Raw genomic sequence first — 17885 nt, 5'->3', positions numbered from 1 at the left:
TTAACGATAACCTTTAAGAAGAGTTAATAACAACGCAATCTGACCTTTCCAGCTGTGCTGTCGGATATCTCCTTGAAGGAAAAGTCGTAAACGTTTCCCATAAGACAGACACCTTACCTCAGTAAAGGGAACAAGATTAACTCCACTCTCACTAAATTGTGATGACAGTGCTTCTGCTTGTCTTACTGTGTGCCAGAAATTCTTCTCGAACCTGTTAAAGTGACTAAAAAAATTGAATATTAGATAACAGACTGTGTGTGACTTTGCGCCCAGGCTATTATTGCTGTGCTGACGGTAATCGATAAGCGGCTCATCGATAAACACCACCTCGCCGTTTAATTTAGCCACCAGGATTAACCACCAGTCATGCATAAAGGCTGCGGGCGGAATCGGCAGTGCCAGTTGCAGTAATTGGCGGTTGAACAACATGGTGCAGCCGGAGGCGACATTCTGCTGCAGTAAGCTTTCCGTGCAGTGATGCCACTGGCGGGAGATATTACGCAGCTGAAAAAAGCTCGGGCACAACTCATTGAGATCCTGATCGACAATGCGTTTGTCGCTGAACACTAATGCTGGCCGCTGAGCTTGGATGATTTCCCGGGCTGTTATAGCCTGACTAGAGATAGCCTGAAAAGAGCGCGCAATTTTATTGGCGTGCCAGATGTCATCCTGATCGCACAGCATAATGTAATCTGCTGTGGTGAGGCCGAGGCCAAAATTAAAGTTGGCGCATGGGCCATGCAGCGGGCCGCGATTAACATGCCATTCAATCCGCTGATCGCTTTGTTGCAAGCGGGCAATAATCGCCCGAGTCTGGTCTGATGAGCCATCGTCGACCACGATTACGCGCGCCACCAACTCTGCGTAACGCCGGCAGTTTTGCAGTGAGCTAATTTGCTGCGCAACAAAACGTTCACCGTTATACGTAGCGAGCACAATATCAATACAGGGTTTTGTCGCCACTGGATTTCACCCATGTTTGGTCATACTGCTTTTTCAGCACCTTGATGCGGATATAATTGCGCACCCGCACATAGCGCCACACCACATTAGAGTGAATCGCTTTGCGCAGATGCTTGTGCATCGCCTCACCACCCAAATGATGAATCATTCTGACTGACTCCACCGGAATACAAGGAATCTCGAGTAATTTGGCTTTGTAGCACAAATCAACATCCTCGCAATAAAGCGGAAACAACTCATCAAAGCCGTTTAAGCGGCTAAAGGTTGATTTGGTGGTAATAATGGCCGAAGCAAAATACCAGTCACGCCGTTTTTGCCGCTGCCCGGTCGGCAGCCCCAGTTTCGCGCGAATTAAACGCATCACCTGATTGGTTAAACAGGGCCATTCGTTGTAGTTTTGCTGGCGTGAGCCGTCACTATTGAGTAAGCAGGGATAAAACAAGTTGCCGTCGATTTTTTCACGATGGTCGATAAACCACTTCTGGACCGAGCGGTTAATGAACTGGCAATCCGGATTGATAATAAACAGATGCTCGTGGCTCGCTTTGGTGATGGCAAAGTTATTGCCGACACTAAACGATCTCGGCTGGCTGAATTTATATAAACGGATCGACGAGTTCACCGTGCTCAGCTGCTGATTGCACTCTTCAGCCCAGCGATCAAATGCATCACTGTTAAGGTTGTCAATCAGGATCAGCTCAAACGGTGATGGCCAAAACTTGATCAGCGAAGCGACCAGCTCGCGAATATAGACTTCATGCCCGTGAGACACGGTGACCAGTGATATTGGCGGCGCACTTGAATAAGACACAGTTAAAACTTAGGCGCCGCTTCAAAACTAAGGCCAGCCACATCTTTGGCTGACAAACTTGGTGCCTGGCTATCCACCAGCGGCCACTCAATCGCCAGCGTCGGATCGTCCCATTTGACTGAAACTTCGGCTTGCGGGTTGTAAAAATCGGTACATTTGTAGGCGAACTCGGCTTCAGCAGACATGACGTAAAAACCATGGGCAAAACCTTCCGGCACCCACAGCTGACGTTTGTTTTCTGCTGAGAGTACCACCCCTACCCACTGGCCAAAGGTTGGTGACTCTTTGCGCATATCAACCGCGACATCGAATACTTCACCGGAGACCACGCGCACCAGTTTACCCTGGGTATTTTCAGTCTGGAAATGCAGACCGCGTAGGATACCGTGGCTGGATTTACTGTGGTTTTCCTGCACGAACTCACGTTCACCGCACTCTCGGTTAAACAGTGTGGTGCGGAACGTTTCCATAAAAAAGCCGCGTTTCGTCGCCAAACACCTGAGGCTCTATAATTTTCACGTCCGGAATACGAGTTTCAATAAATTTCATATTATGTTCTAACCTATATAAACCTCTGCACGGTATATCACACCGTTATAACATTAATTGCTGCCCGGCAAGGCAGCCGACTGTTAAAGCTTGAAGCCGACTCACGCTTCAAGCCCAAGCATCAGGTTCTAAGCTTAAAATACTTTGTGCTCCAGCAGGCCTAGCAGGTAATCACCGTAACCGGATTTACGCAGTGGTTCGGCAATGCGGCGAATTTCTTCTTCACCGATAAAGCCCATGCGATAAGCCACTTCGGCCGGGCTATTGACCTTAAGGCCCTGCCGCTTTTCAATCGCGCGGATAAAGACCGCCGCATCGAGCAGGTCATCCAGCGTGCCGGTATCCAGCCAGGCGGTGCCGCGCCCCATAACTTCAACGTTAAGAGTGCCGGCTTGCAGGTACTGCTCAATCAGGTCGGTGATTTCCAGTTCGCCACGCGCAGAAGGCTCCACTCGTTTGGCGTACTCAACAACATTATGATCAAAGAAGTATACACCCGGTACTGCATAGTTAGATTTCGGCTGCTGCGGCTTCTCTTCAATCGACAGCACTTTGCCTTCGCAATCAAACTCAACCACACCATAAGAGGTTGGATCCGCCACGTGGTAACCAAAGATGGTCGCACCGCTGCCATGCGCGTTGGCATTACGGAATGATTTCGCTAAATCATGGCCGTAGAACAGGTTATCGCCCAGGATCAGCGCTGCTGGTGCGCCCGCCAGGAACTCTTCCGCCAGAATAAACGCCTGCGCTAAGCCGTCTGGTGAAGGTTGCACCACGTATTCCAGCGATACACCCCACTGCGAGCCGTCACCGAGCAGGCGCTGGAAGCGGTGCTGCTCTTCTTGAGTAGTAATGATGCAGATCTCACGGATGCCGGCCATAATCAGGTTGGCCAGCGGGTAGTGGATCATTGGTTTATCATACACCGGCATCAGCTGTTTGCTGACCACCTGAGTAAGCGGGTAAAGACGGGTGCCTGAGCCACCGGCCAGAATAATCCCTTTGCGTCCATACGGATTAATCGGCGATTCGACGTTTAAATTCATAGTCCAACTGTTCCTTGCATGATTATTTTCAATGTCTTTTTTAGGGGAGTTATTTCAGTTCGCGGATGGTCGAGACGATGATATTGCCAATGGCAAACAGCATCGCAGCGAGGGCGGCAAACAGAGAAATATTGTAAAACGCATCCGGGTATTTGTTGTCTTCCGGCTGCGTGGCCGCTTCGACTACCACCAGATATTTAAGCTGGCGGTAGGCTTCGATGCGTGATTTTTCCAGTGATACCTGCGATGAAGTATACGCCTGCAGTGCCAGCTCCATTTTGACTTTTAAGTCGGTATAGCTGGCGAGGATTTCACTCAGCGGCGTCACTTTGCCGTCCTCTTCAGACAACTTAGAGCGCTCTTTAATCAGCTGCGCTTTGAGCGCTGCCAACTGGTTTTGAGCCTGCACCACTTGCGGCGCATGCGCGCTCATGATCGAAGAGAGCCCTTTCAGCTCGGCTTCTTTCGTTGATACCTGACCTTCTAAGGTATAGGTAATCTGCTGCATTGCCGTGCCTTCGGCGGTCGGATCGAGCAGGTTATAGCGCTGCTGGAAGTTCATCAGTTTAACTTGCGCTTGTTCAAGGCGCTGCTCGATATTCTCATGCTCGTGAGTAATAAACTTGAGCTGCGCTTCCGCCAGTTGATGACCGATGGAGTTGATGTACCACTCGGCACGTTTAACGATGGTTTCAGTCAGCAGATGGGCGAAACTGTTTATCAAACGCCTGGCTATAAACATGAACAATGCTCGATTTGGAATCGATATAAACTTCAAGGTGGTCCTGGTAATACTTAAGGAAATCTTCCCGGGTCGCGTCATCCGGCAGGCTGCTGAACAGATCAATCGATGATTGGCTGTAATGCTCACGCAGATTGAGCTTGTCATCCAGGTAGCTCAGCATATCGTTGGACAGAATATAAGCTTTCACCAGTTCGGTATCTGATACCCCGCTGTTGGAAACGCCCAATCCGCTCAGGATTGCCATTGAGGCATCCATAGTCGCCATACCATCCGGCTGCTGCACAATCACCTGCGCCTGACTCTCGTAACGGTCAGTAGCCCAGATCAGCTGATAAAATGCAAACAGCAGAGTCGGCGTCACCACTAACAGGAAAAAATGAGATTTCTTCAGCGCGTTAAAGCAACGGCGCCAGAGCGGCAGTTCATCGGCATCTTGCACTGCGCTATCATCCTCACTGCCATCTGCTTGTTGCGTCGGGCGTGACGCTTTGTCTGCACCATCGTTTGGCGGCGTCAGTTTGGCTTTCGGTTCGCTGTTTGCTGCCTGCTGCTTTTTCAGATTAGCAACCCGCACCAGAATCCGTTTGGCCAGTTCAGGATCTTGTTCTTCAATCTGCTCTGCTTTTGCGGTCAGAAAATCGATACTGTTGAATTCTTGCTGCGTCAGATCTTGCTGTAATTGCTTAAACTTCTGCGCTGTGGTCTGTTCGCTCATTGATACTTCTTATAAAGTTTAACTGCGCCCGACGGGCGCTATCATTTGCCATTTACAACTGACGGCTGCTTAGTCGCTGGCCATGAGACAGCGACTAAAAACATAGCGTCTACGATTAGCGGCTAATTGCCTGCTTCCAGCTGACGTGGTAACACGCCAGAGCGAAAAAGGTCAGCACCAGAGTGGTGATATCGAGATAAAAATAACTGACACCTTCAGTACCATACTGCGGATAAGCGGCATAACGCGCCAGCTCCACTGCATGTAATAGCGGGTTCCAGGTCAGGTATGGCCAGTAGTCACGCGGAATATCCTGCAAGCTGAAAAAGATGCCGGAGATAAAGAAGATCGGCCGCATTGCCAGTGAACGCAATTTATCAATTTCTGGTACATAACAAGCCGCCAATGCAAACAGTACTCCAAGACTGGTTGCAATCAGCCAGACCCGTAGCAAGATCAATAAAATTTCCAATAAATCATCGACCTGGCCATTAATCCGCAGGAAGTAGGCCAGTATGGCAATAATCAATACCACAAACAGCTTAATCAGCAGCTCAAAACCAGCAATAGCAACAATGGAGCTGATTGGCTGCACCTGACGAAACGCATACAGCGGCTTATTCTTCTTGATCGAGGCGGACACTGACCCGATACAGCCGAGAAAAAACTGCACCAGGATCATGCCAAATACCATAAAGTAGAAGGTCGGCACACCATGGGTTTCACCACCATCCATTCGCCCGCGAATGTACGACAGCATAAAAATAAAGGCGACCGGCGAGACCACACTCCAGGCCACACCGAGCTTATCGTTCGATTTGCTTTTAATTTCGCGCAAAAAGATGGCAAAAATAACATCGCCCCACACTTTCAGGGTGGAGCGTTTTTCAACCAAGGCCATGGTTAGTTAACCGCTACGTTGGCTGCCACTGCGATCTGATAGATGATCTGCGTGATGTCTTTAACTGCCTGCATGGTTTTGGTTTCCACTTTCGGCAGCACCAGAATCTGGTCGCCTTTTTCAATCGGGTCCTTGCTGTCAAATTCAACCAGGCCGTTGGCACGCACAATCGCGATGCGCTTGTCTTCTGCCCGGTCGGTAAAACCGCCGGCCCAGGCGACATAATCATCGATGGTGGCATCTTTATTAAACACCACTGCCTGTGGCATCAGCACTTCACCGCCGATTTGCACCAGATCGGTCTGATAAGGAATGACGATTTTATCGCCCTGTTCAAGCAGAATGTTGGCGATATTGCCATCGTCGGAAACAATCACTTTACCCAGCGGCTGAATCTTACGCGCGCGCTCGGTGAACTGCATCACCATCTCCGCTTCTTTGGCACGGATAGCCGCTTCACCGTCTGATGAGGCTGGTGCGGTAAATACGCTGCGCTCGAGGCGATCCAGTGATTCGTTGATCATCTCTTTCTGCTTCTGTGCCACACTTTGGCGCAAAATGTAGATCGACCCGTTATTGGCAAGTTCCGGATCAATCGGAATATAGCTCAGCAACTCATGTAAACGAGTGCGTTTGTTGACGGAGAAATAAGAAGGGCCAAGATAGCTGCCGGTGACCTGAATATCGATTACCTGCGGATGCAGATCATCATTAAACATCACTTTATCGCCATCCTGTAATTTGAATTTCAGGAATTCCTGATACGGCATATATAAAGAGAAACGGCCCGCTGTCACGGTTACCCATAACACCGACGTGGCTCACTTTCGCCAGCGGACGTGAATACTGAGTCAGCATATTGCCCGGAGTGACGGACTCTTTAAGCTCGAAACGGAACGGGTTACGTACCCCGCCCGAAACAGTAATCGCCGCTTTTTGTGGTTTGACTAAAATGACATCGCCGTCTTTAAAGCTGACTTTCGGCATCTTACCGGTCCGGATGAAGTCATATAAATCAATGTCTTCAATTGGCTGGTTATCGCGCAGGATAACAATTTCACGGTAGCTGCCACGCTCCGGGTCAATGCCACCCGCCCGGTTGAGATAATAGAGAATGCTGTCGGATGCCATACCGGCATACTGGCCGGGACGAATGACCGGCCCGGAAAGATAAATACTGACCGGCGTGGATGTCAGCAAATTGACATAAACGCTGACATTATTGGTATACACTTTCTTTATTTGCGAAGTAACATATTGGTTTACTTCACTGGCACGTAAATCTTGTACTTTAATCGGGCCGATATCAGGAATAAATATATTACCTTGGTTATCAACAGTAACCACGCTGGAATAATTAACTGCGCCCCAAATCCAAATATTAATTTTATCACCGGCTGCGATCAGATAATTATCATTTAATCCGTCTGTCCGCTCAGTTTCATATCCGCCGGCAAATAAGTTTGCACCATAAGGGGGAGGCATATTCTCACCACTTGAGGGCAACAATTTACGTACGTCGGTTTCACCCGGTAATAATAAGTTGGTGCGGTTTTCGCTGGAGTAAGTGCCCATCGCCAGCGCTTCATTCGGCGCTTGCTGGCCTTGTGCAGAAGTCGGAGTGGTATAAGCAGATGGATCTGCCGCACTGCCATTTTGGTTGGCGGCATTCATCAGTAACGGGGATGCGGCAAAGGCAGCCATCGGCAGTAACGACACTGCACACAGCAGTCGTTTACTAAACAATGAGAGATTCATAATCATAACTTAATTGAGGACGCGTGCTGGACAATGTTCGGGACGAGGTACCAGGCGCGGATTTGCTCCGGATACTGTTTTTTCTCAGCGCAGGCAACGCGCTGGCTTTTATCACCGGCTTGATCGTAGATGGTCAGGTCACGACAATCCTGGCCCAGGCTAGAGGTATAGCGGGCTCCGAGCTGAATGGAGTAATCGGAATTGTCGAGTTGGGTGCTGTCTGCCTGTTCCAACTGGGAACGATATTTGGCGGGTAATTTTTGTCCGAGAGGCTGAATAGTCGCTGCGACTAAAGGAAGGCTTGCCTGAACCTGACGTGGCGCGCTGCTGCACGCCGTTAATCCCAGCATGCTTAGACAACATAGCACTATACTTTTGCTGATAATGCTTTTAGAGAAGGTTTTTTTATACATGGTTGGTCTGTACATGCTAATTACTGTGCGCAGGCACGCTACCGCCCATTGGCTTTTAGCGTTAACCACACAACGCACATCTCCATATCTTTTGTATTATTCCGTAATGCGCACGAATGCACTGCAAGCCTTGAAGTATTCATCAAAGACTGCCTGTGTATTAGTGACGCTTCTATGAATAAGCCGTGAATCTTTGTTTACTAATTAGCAACTGCTCAATATATCGGCAATCACTAATACAAATATGAATAAACTGATTCATTCATAGGGGTATAACTATACATTTTTCCGCGCGAGAGTATAGCCTATGTTTAAATTTTGACGCAAGATTGAACGTAAGTTGAACTGGGCTAAGGCAAATATTTATTTTTACAAGGACTTTATTTACCCATAGAATGTATCCTGTGCATGGAATATGCACATCATCGATGGTTCATTTGTAAATTTACAAGGATATTATTAATGAAACACTTTGCTCTAGCAATGTTGGTGGCTTTTGGTATCTCTTCAACCGCAGTTAACGCTGCAGTAGAAGAAGGTACTGCTGGTGCATCAACGGGTACTGGTGGTACTACTGGTACTACTACAGCTGCAGGCGCCTCTTCTGGCGCTAGTACTGGTGCTGGCGTTGGTGCTGGTGCAGCAGGTTCTACTACTGCTGCTACTGCTGCTGCGACAGGCATTGCTACCTCTACAGCTGTTGCTGTAGGTGCAGGCCTGGCAGTTGCTGCTGTTGCCATTGCATCATCGAACAACGATGGTACAACTGGTACAACAGGTACTGACGGTACTGACGGTACTAACTAAGCGTGATAGTACTAACTAAGCGTGACGGTACTGACCAAGCGTTAGTATTTTGACGCCAAACACCCTTCGGCTTAAGCCAAGGGTGTTTTTTTGCTTATATTGTTAGGTAATTAGTTTTTGACGTAATAACTCTTTTGCCACGCTTCCTTTTTGACGCAAATAGAGCTTTTGCGTAAATATAGCGTTGACGTGACTAACGTACTGCTAATCGATATAACATACCGTTCGCATTAATTTATTCAGGACTTACATTCAGGACATACGGATGAGCCAGTTTACTCGCTACACTTCTGTCTTTATTTTTACTTTACTGGCAGGCTGCAGCCAACGATTTTTAGATACCGGTTCCACATTGAAAGAAGCTTTTCTCGGTTTTGAAGATGTGAACCTCTCCCAAGAACAGATAGAAAATCTGCCTTATGCCAACCTGTATGCCCGGGTAAACGGTACGCATCAAATATCCATGGTTCTGGCTTTAACTGAAATAAACCCGCAAACCGGCAATGTACAATTAAAATGGGTTTCTGCCGACCAGGCTATGATCACGACAGAAAACGGCCGCATTGTTAAAACGTTGAATTTACCCAACACCAACCTGGTTAATGTTTCAGCAACCAATCAGCTCACTTCACCGTCAGCAAATACTGCACCGCAATGGCAAGCCACTTATGACTGGCAACCCGGCTACCAGTTTGGCCATATTGCCGATGTGACCTCGCATGTTATCGGCAACGAAACCGTCACTTCCTCGGTATGGACAAAGCAGACCACGCATATTCAGGAAGATGTGCGCTTTAAGGACTCAGGCTCTCAAATGTCGAGCCATTACTGGGTTGATCAACAAGGTCAGGTGGTGAAGAGCGCCCAATGGGTTATCCCGGATCAGCTCTATATCGAGTTAGAGATCGTTAAGCCTTACGCCGTTAACTGACGTTTGCTGTTAAATAACTGATGTCTGTCATTAAGTAACGACTAACGCTTGCCGTTAAATTAGAAGAGTATTACCCATGAAACGGAAAATTCTGCTCGGCAGTTTCATTCTATTGTCTGTCTCCTCTTATGCGAAACCTCTGGTGGTCGAACTGCCCGGAGAAGGGATCGCTTTGGAATATTCTCAACCTGTTCGCCTTGATCGGGTGTTGGCTGATTCGATTGCTCAATCCAAACAGGCTTCGCCTGTGGTGTACCCTCTCTCTAATCAGCTGTTTGACAGTGACAAAGAAGGTAAAGCCCAGCAATTAAAAGCTAAGGTTTCTGGACCAACTGCAAACCTTTGCCAACACGCACAGTGAATGGACCACTTCGGTGCAGCTGCTGATTGAACAGATCAAACGCTGGGATATTGGTTATCGTGAGTTTACTTCGCTCGACTATGATGCCATTCGTCTCAAACCCGCTGCTAATCCGATGATGAGTGGTGAATTCGAACTGATTATCCCGCAGCGCAATGAGCACATCAGCATTGAAGGCTTACTTTTCCGCCCGCAAAGCGTGCCGTTTAATCCGGCTTATCATCTCAGTGATTACCTGGAAAACGTGACGCCGCTGTCGAGCGCTGACAACAGCCTGGCCTGGGTGATTTATCCGGATGGTCAGACTTTCCGCTCTGGCTACGAGTACTTCAATAATGAACGCCGCCATCTGGCGCCGGGCAGTGTTATATTTCTTGGCTTTGGCTCAGATGAACCTCAGCTGGTTGATTTAGAAAGAGATATTGTAAAACTCATCAGTATGAGAAAAGGATTATAAACAGATGAAACACTCGACTTTACTGATTGCTGTGTGCAGTGTGCTTTCATCGTCTGTTATTTACGCGGACCCGAATACTCAATGGAAAGTCTCTCAGACTGATTTTGGCGGCACCGGTTTGATGCAGACTCCGACCGGCCGCATGGCCGAAGAAGGTGAATTCAACCTGGGTGCGACCATCAACGATGATTATCAGCATTACATGGTGTCGCTGCAGTTGATGAGCTGGCTGGAAACCACTATTCGTTATACCCGTGTCCCTGATTTTAAATTCAGTAACGATGAAAGCTACAGTGGCGACAACCTGTATACCGACAAAGGCCTGGATTTTAAACTGCGCCTGCTGCAAGAGAGCTACTGGTTACCGGAAACCTCGTTCGGTATCCGCGATATCGGTGGTACCGGTCTGTTTGACGGTGAATTTGTTGCGGCGACCAAGCGTTTCGGCAACCTGGATTTTACCCTGGGTATGGGCTGGGGCTACCTGGGCCAGAGCGGTTCGGTCACCAACCCGTTCTGTAAAGCCACCGACAGTTACTGTATCCGTAACAACGATGAATATGCCGGTTCAGGCGGTAGTGTTGACCTGGATCGCTGGTTTAAGGGCCCTGCTGCCCTGTTCGGTGGGATCGAATATCAGACGCCGTACGAACCACTGCGCATTAAAGTGGAATATGAAGGCAACGACTACAGTCAGGACTTACCCACCGTCAACGGTAAGCTTCTGCGCCAGCACACTCCGTGGAACTTCGGGATCAACTATCGTTTAGGCGACTGGGGGGATGCGAAGGTCAGCTATGAGCGCGGTGACACGCTGACGCTGGGCTTTAACCTTTATACCAACTTTAACGATATGTCGACCACCTGGCGTGATGATCCAAAACCTCAGGCTCAGTTACGCCCGAATCCGCAAGATACGGACTGGCAGCAGGTCGCTCAGGAAACTTGAAGACAACGCCGGCTACGAGCTGAATGATATCCGTGTCAGTGATGATGAAATTGTCGTGCGCGGCGAGCAGAAGAAATATCGTGACCGTACGGAAGCATTGGATCGCACGGCTGCGATTCTGAATAATGCCTCTGACGCCTCGATTCGTACCTTCCGCATTGTGGAACAGCAAGCCGGTATGGATATGACCGAAACTCAGGTAGACCGTGAGCAATATGTTCAGGCGGCAAACTACATGAGCGTGAACTCTGATGTGAAGAACGCTTTCTCCGTCAGTGAACCGCGTGCTGAGCGAGGTGATAACCAGGCGACAACCCGCAAGGTGTGGGATTACAATATCGATCCATCGTTGAAGCAGAGCCTCGGCGCACCGGAAACCTTCTATCTTTACAGCCTGGGCGTTAACGCGGGCGCTAAGTTGTGGCTGGCTGATAATGTTGAGTTAAGCGGCTCGATTTACTTCAACCTGGTCGATAACTATGACAAGTTCAACTACGTCGAGAACTCGCCACACGTTCGCAACTACGCGACCCCAAGGGTGCGAACCATGTTCCGTGCTTACGTGCATGATCATCCGGTACGTCTGAACAACTTACAGCTGACCTGGTTTGCCCAGCCGACTGACGGTCTGTACACCCAGGTGTATGGCGGTTATCTGGAAAGCATGTTTGCCGGTGTCGGCAGTGAAGTGCTCTATCGTCCGATGAATGCGAACTGGGCGCTGGGTGTGGATGCTAACCTGGTGAGTCAGCGTGATCCGGATTCCTGGTTTGGTGTCTTTACTGACGACTACTTCTTCTACGACGAAGCCACTTGTGACGAGCGTATTCCGTCTTGTCAGGCTTATGTACTGAGCCGCGGAACAACCGGCCATGTGTCGGCGTACTACATGCCGCAGTGGGAATTTTTGGACAATACGCTGATCAAAGTACACGCAGGTAAGTTCCTGGGTGGCGATGTCGGTGTGATGGTCGATTTTTCTAAGCAGTTTAAGTCTGGCGTAACTGTTGGTGCATACGCGGCTAAAACTAACCTGAGTGCCGAAGAGTACGGTGAAGGCAGCTTCAGTAAAGGTTTCTATGTTTCTATCCCGATGGATATCATGACGGTGAAACCAAGTACCAGCCGCGCCAATATCGCCTGGGAACCAATTACCCGTGATGGCGGCCAGATGCTGCGTAAACAGCACTATCTGTTTACCGAAACCGATTCGCGTTCACAGTGGTACCAGAAGCCAAGCAGCGCAAACTAACCTGAGTCAGCAAGTACGTTAACAAATGCGTTAACAAGTAATTCAAATGGCGATGTTGTGTTTACAGCATCGTCATTTTTTATGCACCTAAGAAAAGGATATCGAGCTCGGACGGAACAATTTTTAAGCAGGACACACACCTTTAAACCAGCACAAACATATAGGCGAGTGTCCCCGTAAAAAAGGAACACCACGACGGTGTGTGTCCTGTTCCCGCTTCTGTTCCCGGAGCACTGTTTCCGAAAAGTAAGGAAACAAAAAGGCGCAGCCAGAATTGAATCTGACTGCGCCTTTTCTTTTTTTGGGCGGGGGCGGGTAACTGAATTACTCTACGGTTACCGCTTTAGCCAGGTTGCGAGGCTGGTCGACGTCGGTACCTTTGATCAGAGCGACGTGGTACGACAGCAGCTGCATCGGTACGGTGTAGAAGATTGGCGCAGTGATTTCGCTGACGTGCGGCATCGGAATGATCTTCATGCTTTCATCCGCCTCAAAGCCGGCCTTCTCGTCCGCGAAAACATACAGCAGGCCGCCGCGGGCGCGCACTTCTTCGACGTTGGATTTCAGTTTTTCCAGCAGGTCGTTATTGGGTGCAATCACCACGACCGGCATATCGGCGTCGATCAGTGCCAGCGGGCCGTGTTTCAGTTCACCGGCTGCGTACGCTTCTGCGTGGATGTAAGAGATCTCTTTCAGCTTCAGTGACGCTTCCATCGCAATCGGGTAGTACTCACCGCGGCCGAGGAACAGGGTGTGATGCTTGTCGGCAAAATCTTCCGCCAGAGTCTGAATCTGCTTGTCGAAGGCCAGTGCGCTTTCAATTTGCGCCGGCAGCGCGTGAATCGCCTCGACAATTTCCGCTTCTTTGGCTTTGTTGATACGGCCCTGCTCTTTACCGATTGCCGTTACCAGCATCAGCATCGCCGCTAGCTGCGTGGTGAAGGCTTTGGTTGATGCCACGCCGATTTCAGTCCCGGCGCGGGTCATGAACGCGATATCGGATTCACGTACCAGTGATGAACCGGAGACGTTACAGATAGTCATCGCGGCCATGTAGCCACGCTCTTTGGCGATACGCAGCGCAGCCAGGGTATCGGCGGTTTCACCGGACTGAGACAAGGTGATCAGCAGGCTGTTCGGACGGGTCACGAAGTTGCGGTAACGGAATTCAGACGCGATTTCCACGTCACAGCTGACACCGGCCAGAGCTTCAAACCAGTAGCGCGCCGCCATGCCTGAGTTGTACGAAGTACCACAGGCAATGATCTGCACGTGCTCAACCTTGCTCAGGATCTCAACCGCGTTCACCCCGATGCTTTCGGTTATCACAGAATCTTTGGTGATACGACCTTCCATGGTGTTGAGCAGCGCTTTTGGCTGTTCGAAAATCTCTTTCTGCATGAAGTGACGGTACTGGCCTTTATCACCGGCATCGTGTTCTGCGTTCGATTCGACAATCTCACGCTCAACCTGCTCGCCCAAGGTGTTAAACACTTTCACTTCGCGGCGGGTCATTTCTGCCACGTCGCCCTCTTCCAGGTACATAAAGCGGCGGGTCACACTCAGCAGGGCCAGCTGATCTGACGCCAGGAAGTTTTCACCGACACCAAAGCCGATCACGATTGGGCTGCCGGAACGAGCGACCACCAGACGGCTTGGATCTTTGCGGTCAACAACCACAGTACCGTAGGCGCCTTCCAGCTGTTTAACGGTTTTCTGCACCGCTTCCAGCAGTGAAGAGGCGCTGCGCAGCTCCCAATCCACCAGGTGAGCAATGACTTCGGTATCGGTTTGCGATTCAAACACGTAGCCGCGTTCGCGCAGTTGCTCACGCAGGCTTTCGTAGTTTTCGATGATGCCGTTGTGCACAACAGCGATATCACCAGACATGTGCGGGTGAGCATTAACTTCAGACGGCTCACCGTGCGTCGCCCAGCGGGTATGGGCGATACCGGTACCGCCAGATACCTGCGCCGCGTCAACCGCATCGGCCAGTTTCCTGAACTTTGCCCAGACGACGGATGCGGGTCAGCTGCTGCTCACCATCCACAATCGCCACACCGGCTGAGTCGTAACCACGGTATTCAAGACGGCGCAGGCCTTCAACCAGGATTTCTGCCACATCACGCTGCGCTACTGCGCCAACAATTCCACACATGTTTATTCTCCGTTAATTGTTTTGCTTCCGGACAAAACGACTAAGTATGCTTACGCCATTTTCAGCAAATGAAACAAGCCATGTCACTTAGAAGCGGGATAATTTGTATCAGGCCCGGATCACCCGTACCTGATGAGATTCAATTTGTTTAGCATAGTCATCAGACAGCTCTCTGTCCGTGACCAGCACGTCTATGCTGTCCCAGGCCAGTTCCAGATTGGGAATCTTACGGCCTATTTTTTCTGACTCGACCATCACGATCACTTCGCGCGACACTTCCGCCATCACTTTGCTCAGGCCGACCAGTTCATTAAACGTAGTCGTACCGCGTGCCAAATCAATACCGTCTGCGCCGATAAACAGCTGATCAAAATCGTAGGAACGCAGCACAGATTCAGCCACCTGGCCCTGGAAAGATTCTGAATGGGTATCCCAGGTTCCGCCGGTCATTAATAAGGTCGGTTCACTTTCCAGTTCATTCAGCGCATTGGCGACATTGAGGGAGTTGGTCATCACCACCAGGCCGCGTTTGTCGTTCAGTTGCTGAATCAGTGCCGCAGTGGTACTGCCGCTGTCGATCACAATTCGGTTATGTTCCCGAATCAGCTCTGCCGCCGCTTTTGCCAGCTCAACCTTTCGAAACGAAACTTTTGAATTCATTTCATCGGCCACCACTTCGCGAGGCAGCGCAATCGCGCCGCCATAGCGTCTGAGTAGTAATCCGTTAGCCTCCAATGAAGCCAAATCCTTTCGGATGGTGACTTCGGAAGTATCAAACTGACTGGAAAGCGCTTCGACGCTCACTTCACCTTTTTCATTCACCAGATTGGCGATAGCGTGTCGTCTGAGCTGCGTGTTTCGTTTCGACATGATTTTTTGTTTTGTTAGTTTCGAATCGAAAGAAATTATAATCAAGATGAAACATTTCTGTCCATTTATTTCGATCCAAAAAATTATTATTTCGCGCTAAAACCTTGTCCTAAGACAAACCTTAGACAGTGATATTGCCTTCATTCAGTGTTAGAATTCACACCCGAAAAGAAAAAAAATTACAGAATCAGACGCCGCATTAGTGTCACAAAACCCGTTCAACATGGATAAGTTGAAGATTTCTGAAATTTCATCCCATACAAATGGTCATAAAATGACTAAATTTGTTGAAAGACTTTCAGCTTTGAGGTGAGTAAAACTCGTGAACTACACTTGGCAATAGAAGAAGATAAGTTGCCACCACCGAGCTCACTTCGACGCTAACAACGAAACTTTACTTTATTTATTAAATTTTATTTACCGGAGAGACCCTTCCATGAAAAAGACCAAAATCGTTTGTACGATTGGCCCTAAAACTGAATCTGTAGAGAAGCTGACTGAACTGGTTGCAGCCGGAATGAACGTCATGCGCCTTAACTTCTCTCACGGTGACTTTGTCGAGCACGGTACTCGCATCGCGAACTTCCGTACTGTCATGGAAAACACAGGTAAGGAACTGGCTATCCTGCTGGATACTAAAGGTCCTGAAATCCGTACTATCAAACTGGAAAACGGTGATGACGTTGAGCTGGTTGCAGGCCAGGAATTCACCTTCACCACTGATACTAAAGTCGTCGGTAACAAAGACATCGTGGCAGTTACTTACGCCGGTTTCGCTGACGACCTGAACGTAGGCAACACTATCCTGGTTGACGATGGTCTGATCGAAATGGAAGTGGTTGCTAAAACTGACAGCGAAGTAAAATGTAAAGTTCTTAACAACGGCGCACTGGGCGAAAACAAAGGTGTTAACCTGCCAGGCGTTTCTGTGAACCTGCCAGCCCTGTCTGAAAAAGACAAAAATGACCTGAAATTTGGTTGTGAGCAAGGCGTTGATTTCGTTGCAGCATCTTTCATCCGTAAAGGTTCTGACGTGAAAGAAATCCGCGACGTGCTGAAAGCATTCGGCGGCGAAAACATCCAGATCATCTCTAAAATTGAAAACCAGGAAGGCGTAGACAACTTCGACGAAATCCTGGAACTGTCTGACGGTATCATGGTTGCACGTGGCGACCTGGGTGTAGAAATCCCGGCTGAAGAAGTTATCTTCGCGCAGAAGATGATGATCGAGAAATGTAACCGTGCACGTAAAGTGGTTATCACTGCAACACAAATGCTGGATTCAATGATCAAGAACCCACGTCCTACTCGCGCAGAAGCGGGTGACGTAGCGAACGCGATCATGGACGGTACTGACGCAGTGATGCTGTCTGGTGAAACCGCGAAAGGTAAATACCCGGTTGAAGCTGTGACGATCATGGCGCAAATCGCAAACCGTACTGACTCAGCTCTGAAAGCAGAACTGGGTTCTCGTCTGGACAGCCCACGTCTGCGCATCACTGAAGCGGTATGTAAAGGCGCGGTAGATACTGCTGAGAAACTGGCTGCACCACTGATTGTGGTTGCAACTGAAGCGGGTAAATCTGCACGTTCAGTACGTAAGTACTTCCCGACGGCGAACATCATCGCGGTAACTACGAACAAGAAAACCGCCGCTCAGCTGGTTCTGACTAAAGGTGTTCGTCCGGTTGTGGTTGATTCAATCGCCAGCACTGATGACTTCTACCGTCTGGGTAAAGAGATTGCTCTGGAATCTGGTCTGGGTAAGAAAGGCGACATCGTGGTTATGGTTTCTGGCGCTCTGGTTGCTTCAGGTACCACCAACACAACATCTGTTCACGTACTGTAATTTCAGTCCGCTGAGGCACTTATCCGGCCTGCGCCGGATAAGATGACAGACAATAAAAAATCGGGGCATGCCCCGATTTTTTTGTCTTTAATTTCTGTGGTTCAACTACCAGCCAAAGAACTCTTTGTGATGGGTATTCAGCAATAAAACCATAGGTAGGAAATAAAGTGCGCTCAGTTTTATGCCCAACACCAACAAAAAGCCAATGGTCAGCCTCACCAGAAAGTGATTAACCATACCTGCCCCGTTTTGCCCGGCGTCTTTATCGTGCTGTCTGTTCATCACACAGCGGTGACAACTTGTTCATCACACAGCGGTGACGACATGATAGCTCAGTACCCGGACGA

15 protein-coding genes and 3 pseudogenes are annotated in these 17885 nt (G+C 49.2%); 6 read left to right on the top strand and 12 right to left on the bottom strand.

The annotated features are described in order from the left end of the window. The 10 genes and pseudogenes from ABDK09_09510 to ABDK09_09465 all read right to left on the bottom strand — a co-directional run bounded on the left by ABDK09_09510 (position 1) and on the right by ABDK09_09465 (position 7841). Positions 1–963, bottom strand: a complete 963-nt coding sequence (locus ABDK09_09510; protein XAW89825.1) for a glycosyltransferase family 2 protein — start codon at positions 961–963, stop codon at positions 1–3. Further along, the gene (locus ABDK09_09505) at positions 941–1774 is read right to left on the bottom strand and encodes a glycosyltransferase (protein XAW89824.1); all 834 of its coding nucleotides are present in this window, start codon (positions 1772–1774) and stop codon (positions 941–943) included. The genes ABDK09_09510 and ABDK09_09505 overlap by 23 nt, the downstream gene beginning before the upstream one ends. A 2-nt stretch (positions 1775–1776) precedes the next feature. Beyond that, positions 1777–2323, bottom strand: a pseudogene (gene rfbC / locus ABDK09_09500) (dTDP-4-dehydrorhamnose 3,5-epimerase). Positions 2324–2457: 134 nt separating this feature from the next. Continuing rightward, the gene (gene rfbA, locus ABDK09_09495) at positions 2458–3372 is read right to left on the bottom strand and encodes a glucose-1-phosphate thymidylyltransferase RfbA (protein ID XAW89823.1); all 915 of its coding nucleotides are present in this window, start codon (positions 3370–3372) and stop codon (positions 2458–2460) included. A gap of 49 nt (positions 3373–3421) precedes the next feature. After that, positions 3422–4096: a hypothetical protein gene (locus ABDK09_09490; GenBank protein ID XAW89822.1), complete on the bottom strand. Its 675-nt coding sequence runs from the start codon at positions 4094–4096 to the stop codon at positions 3422–3424. Beyond that, a complete protein-coding gene (locus tag ABDK09_09485) occupies positions 4065–4832 on the bottom strand; it encodes a hypothetical protein (protein ID XAW89821.1) in 768 nt (255 codons plus the stop codon). The genes ABDK09_09490 and ABDK09_09485 overlap by 32 nt, the downstream gene beginning before the upstream one ends. A 115-nt stretch (positions 4833–4947) precedes the next feature. Then, entirely contained in the window at positions 4948–5733 is a 786-nt protein-coding gene (locus ABDK09_09480) for an ABC transporter permease (protein XAW89820.1), read from the bottom strand. 2 nt (positions 5734–5735) lie between these two features. Beyond that, complete coding sequence (locus ABDK09_09475; protein XAW90709.1) at positions 5736–6452, bottom strand: SLBB domain-containing protein; 717 nt, start codon at positions 6450–6452, stop codon at positions 5736–5738. A 4-nt stretch (positions 6453–6456) separates the two neighbouring features. Further along, positions 6457–7479 carry a polysaccharide biosynthesis/export family protein gene (locus tag ABDK09_09470; GenBank protein XAW89819.1) on the bottom strand — a complete coding sequence of 341 codons (1023 nt, stop codon included), beginning with the start codon at positions 7477–7479 and terminating at the stop codon, positions 6457–6459. Positions 7480–7493: 14 nt separating this feature from the next. After that, complete coding sequence (locus tag ABDK09_09465; GenBank protein XAW89818.1) at positions 7494–7841, bottom strand: hypothetical protein; 348 nt, start codon at positions 7839–7841, stop codon at positions 7494–7496. Positions 7842–8312: 471 nt separating this feature from the next. On the opposite strand from ABDK09_09465, the gene ABDK09_09460 reads away from it, so the two are divergent. The 5 genes and pseudogenes from ABDK09_09460 to ABDK09_09440 all read left to right on the top strand — a co-directional run bounded on the left by ABDK09_09460 (position 8313) and on the right by ABDK09_09440 (position 12661). After that, on the top strand, positions 8313–8711 hold the full coding sequence (locus ABDK09_09460) for a hypothetical protein (GenBank protein ID XAW89817.1): 399 nt from the start codon (positions 8313–8315) through the stop codon (positions 8709–8711). Between the two features lie 265 nt (positions 8712–8976). Then, positions 8977–9642 (top strand): YjbF family lipoprotein, encoded by a 666-nt coding sequence (locus tag ABDK09_09455; GenBank protein ID XAW89816.1) that lies wholly within the window; start codon positions 8977–8979, stop codon positions 9640–9642. A gap of 76 nt (positions 9643–9718) precedes the next feature. Continuing rightward, positions 9719–10003: a hypothetical protein gene (locus ABDK09_09450; GenBank protein XAW89815.1), complete on the top strand. Its 285-nt coding sequence runs from the start codon at positions 9719–9721 to the stop codon at positions 10001–10003. Positions 10004–10016: 13 nt separating this feature from the next. Next, positions 10017–10460, top strand: a complete 444-nt coding sequence (locus ABDK09_09445; GenBank protein ID XAW89814.1) for a capsule biosynthesis GfcC family protein — start codon at positions 10017–10019, stop codon at positions 10458–10460. Positions 10461–10464: 4 nt separating this feature from the next. After that, a pseudogene (locus ABDK09_09440) lies at positions 10465–12661 on the top strand (YjbH domain-containing protein). A 324-nt stretch (positions 12662–12985) separates the two neighbouring features. Here the strand turns inward: ABDK09_09440 and glmS are convergent. Together glmS and ABDK09_09430 are read right to left on the bottom strand one after the other, a co-directional pair. Beyond that, positions 12986–14819: pseudogene (gene glmS, locus ABDK09_09435) on the bottom strand (glutamine--fructose-6-phosphate transaminase (isomerizing)). 108 nt (positions 14820–14927) lie between these two features. Beyond that, positions 14928–15689, bottom strand: a complete 762-nt coding sequence (locus tag ABDK09_09430) for a DeoR/GlpR family DNA-binding transcription regulator (protein ID XAW89813.1) — start codon at positions 15687–15689, stop codon at positions 14928–14930. Positions 15690–16125: 436 nt separating this feature from the next. Here ABDK09_09430 and pykF point away from each other — a divergent pair, with 436 nt between their 5' ends. Beyond that, positions 16126–17538, top strand: coding sequence for a pyruvate kinase PykF (gene pykF, locus ABDK09_09425; GenBank protein XAW89812.1), 1413 nt, complete (start codon positions 16126–16128; stop codon positions 17536–17538). Positions 17539–17885: the final 347 nt, after the last annotated feature.

The sequence above is a fragment of the Vibrio sp. CDRSL-10 TSBA genome (assembly GCA_039696685.1).
GTDB lineage: Bacteria > Pseudomonadota > Gammaproteobacteria > Enterobacterales > Vibrionaceae > Vibrio.
This window is presented reverse-complemented; position numbering and strand designations above follow the sequence as displayed.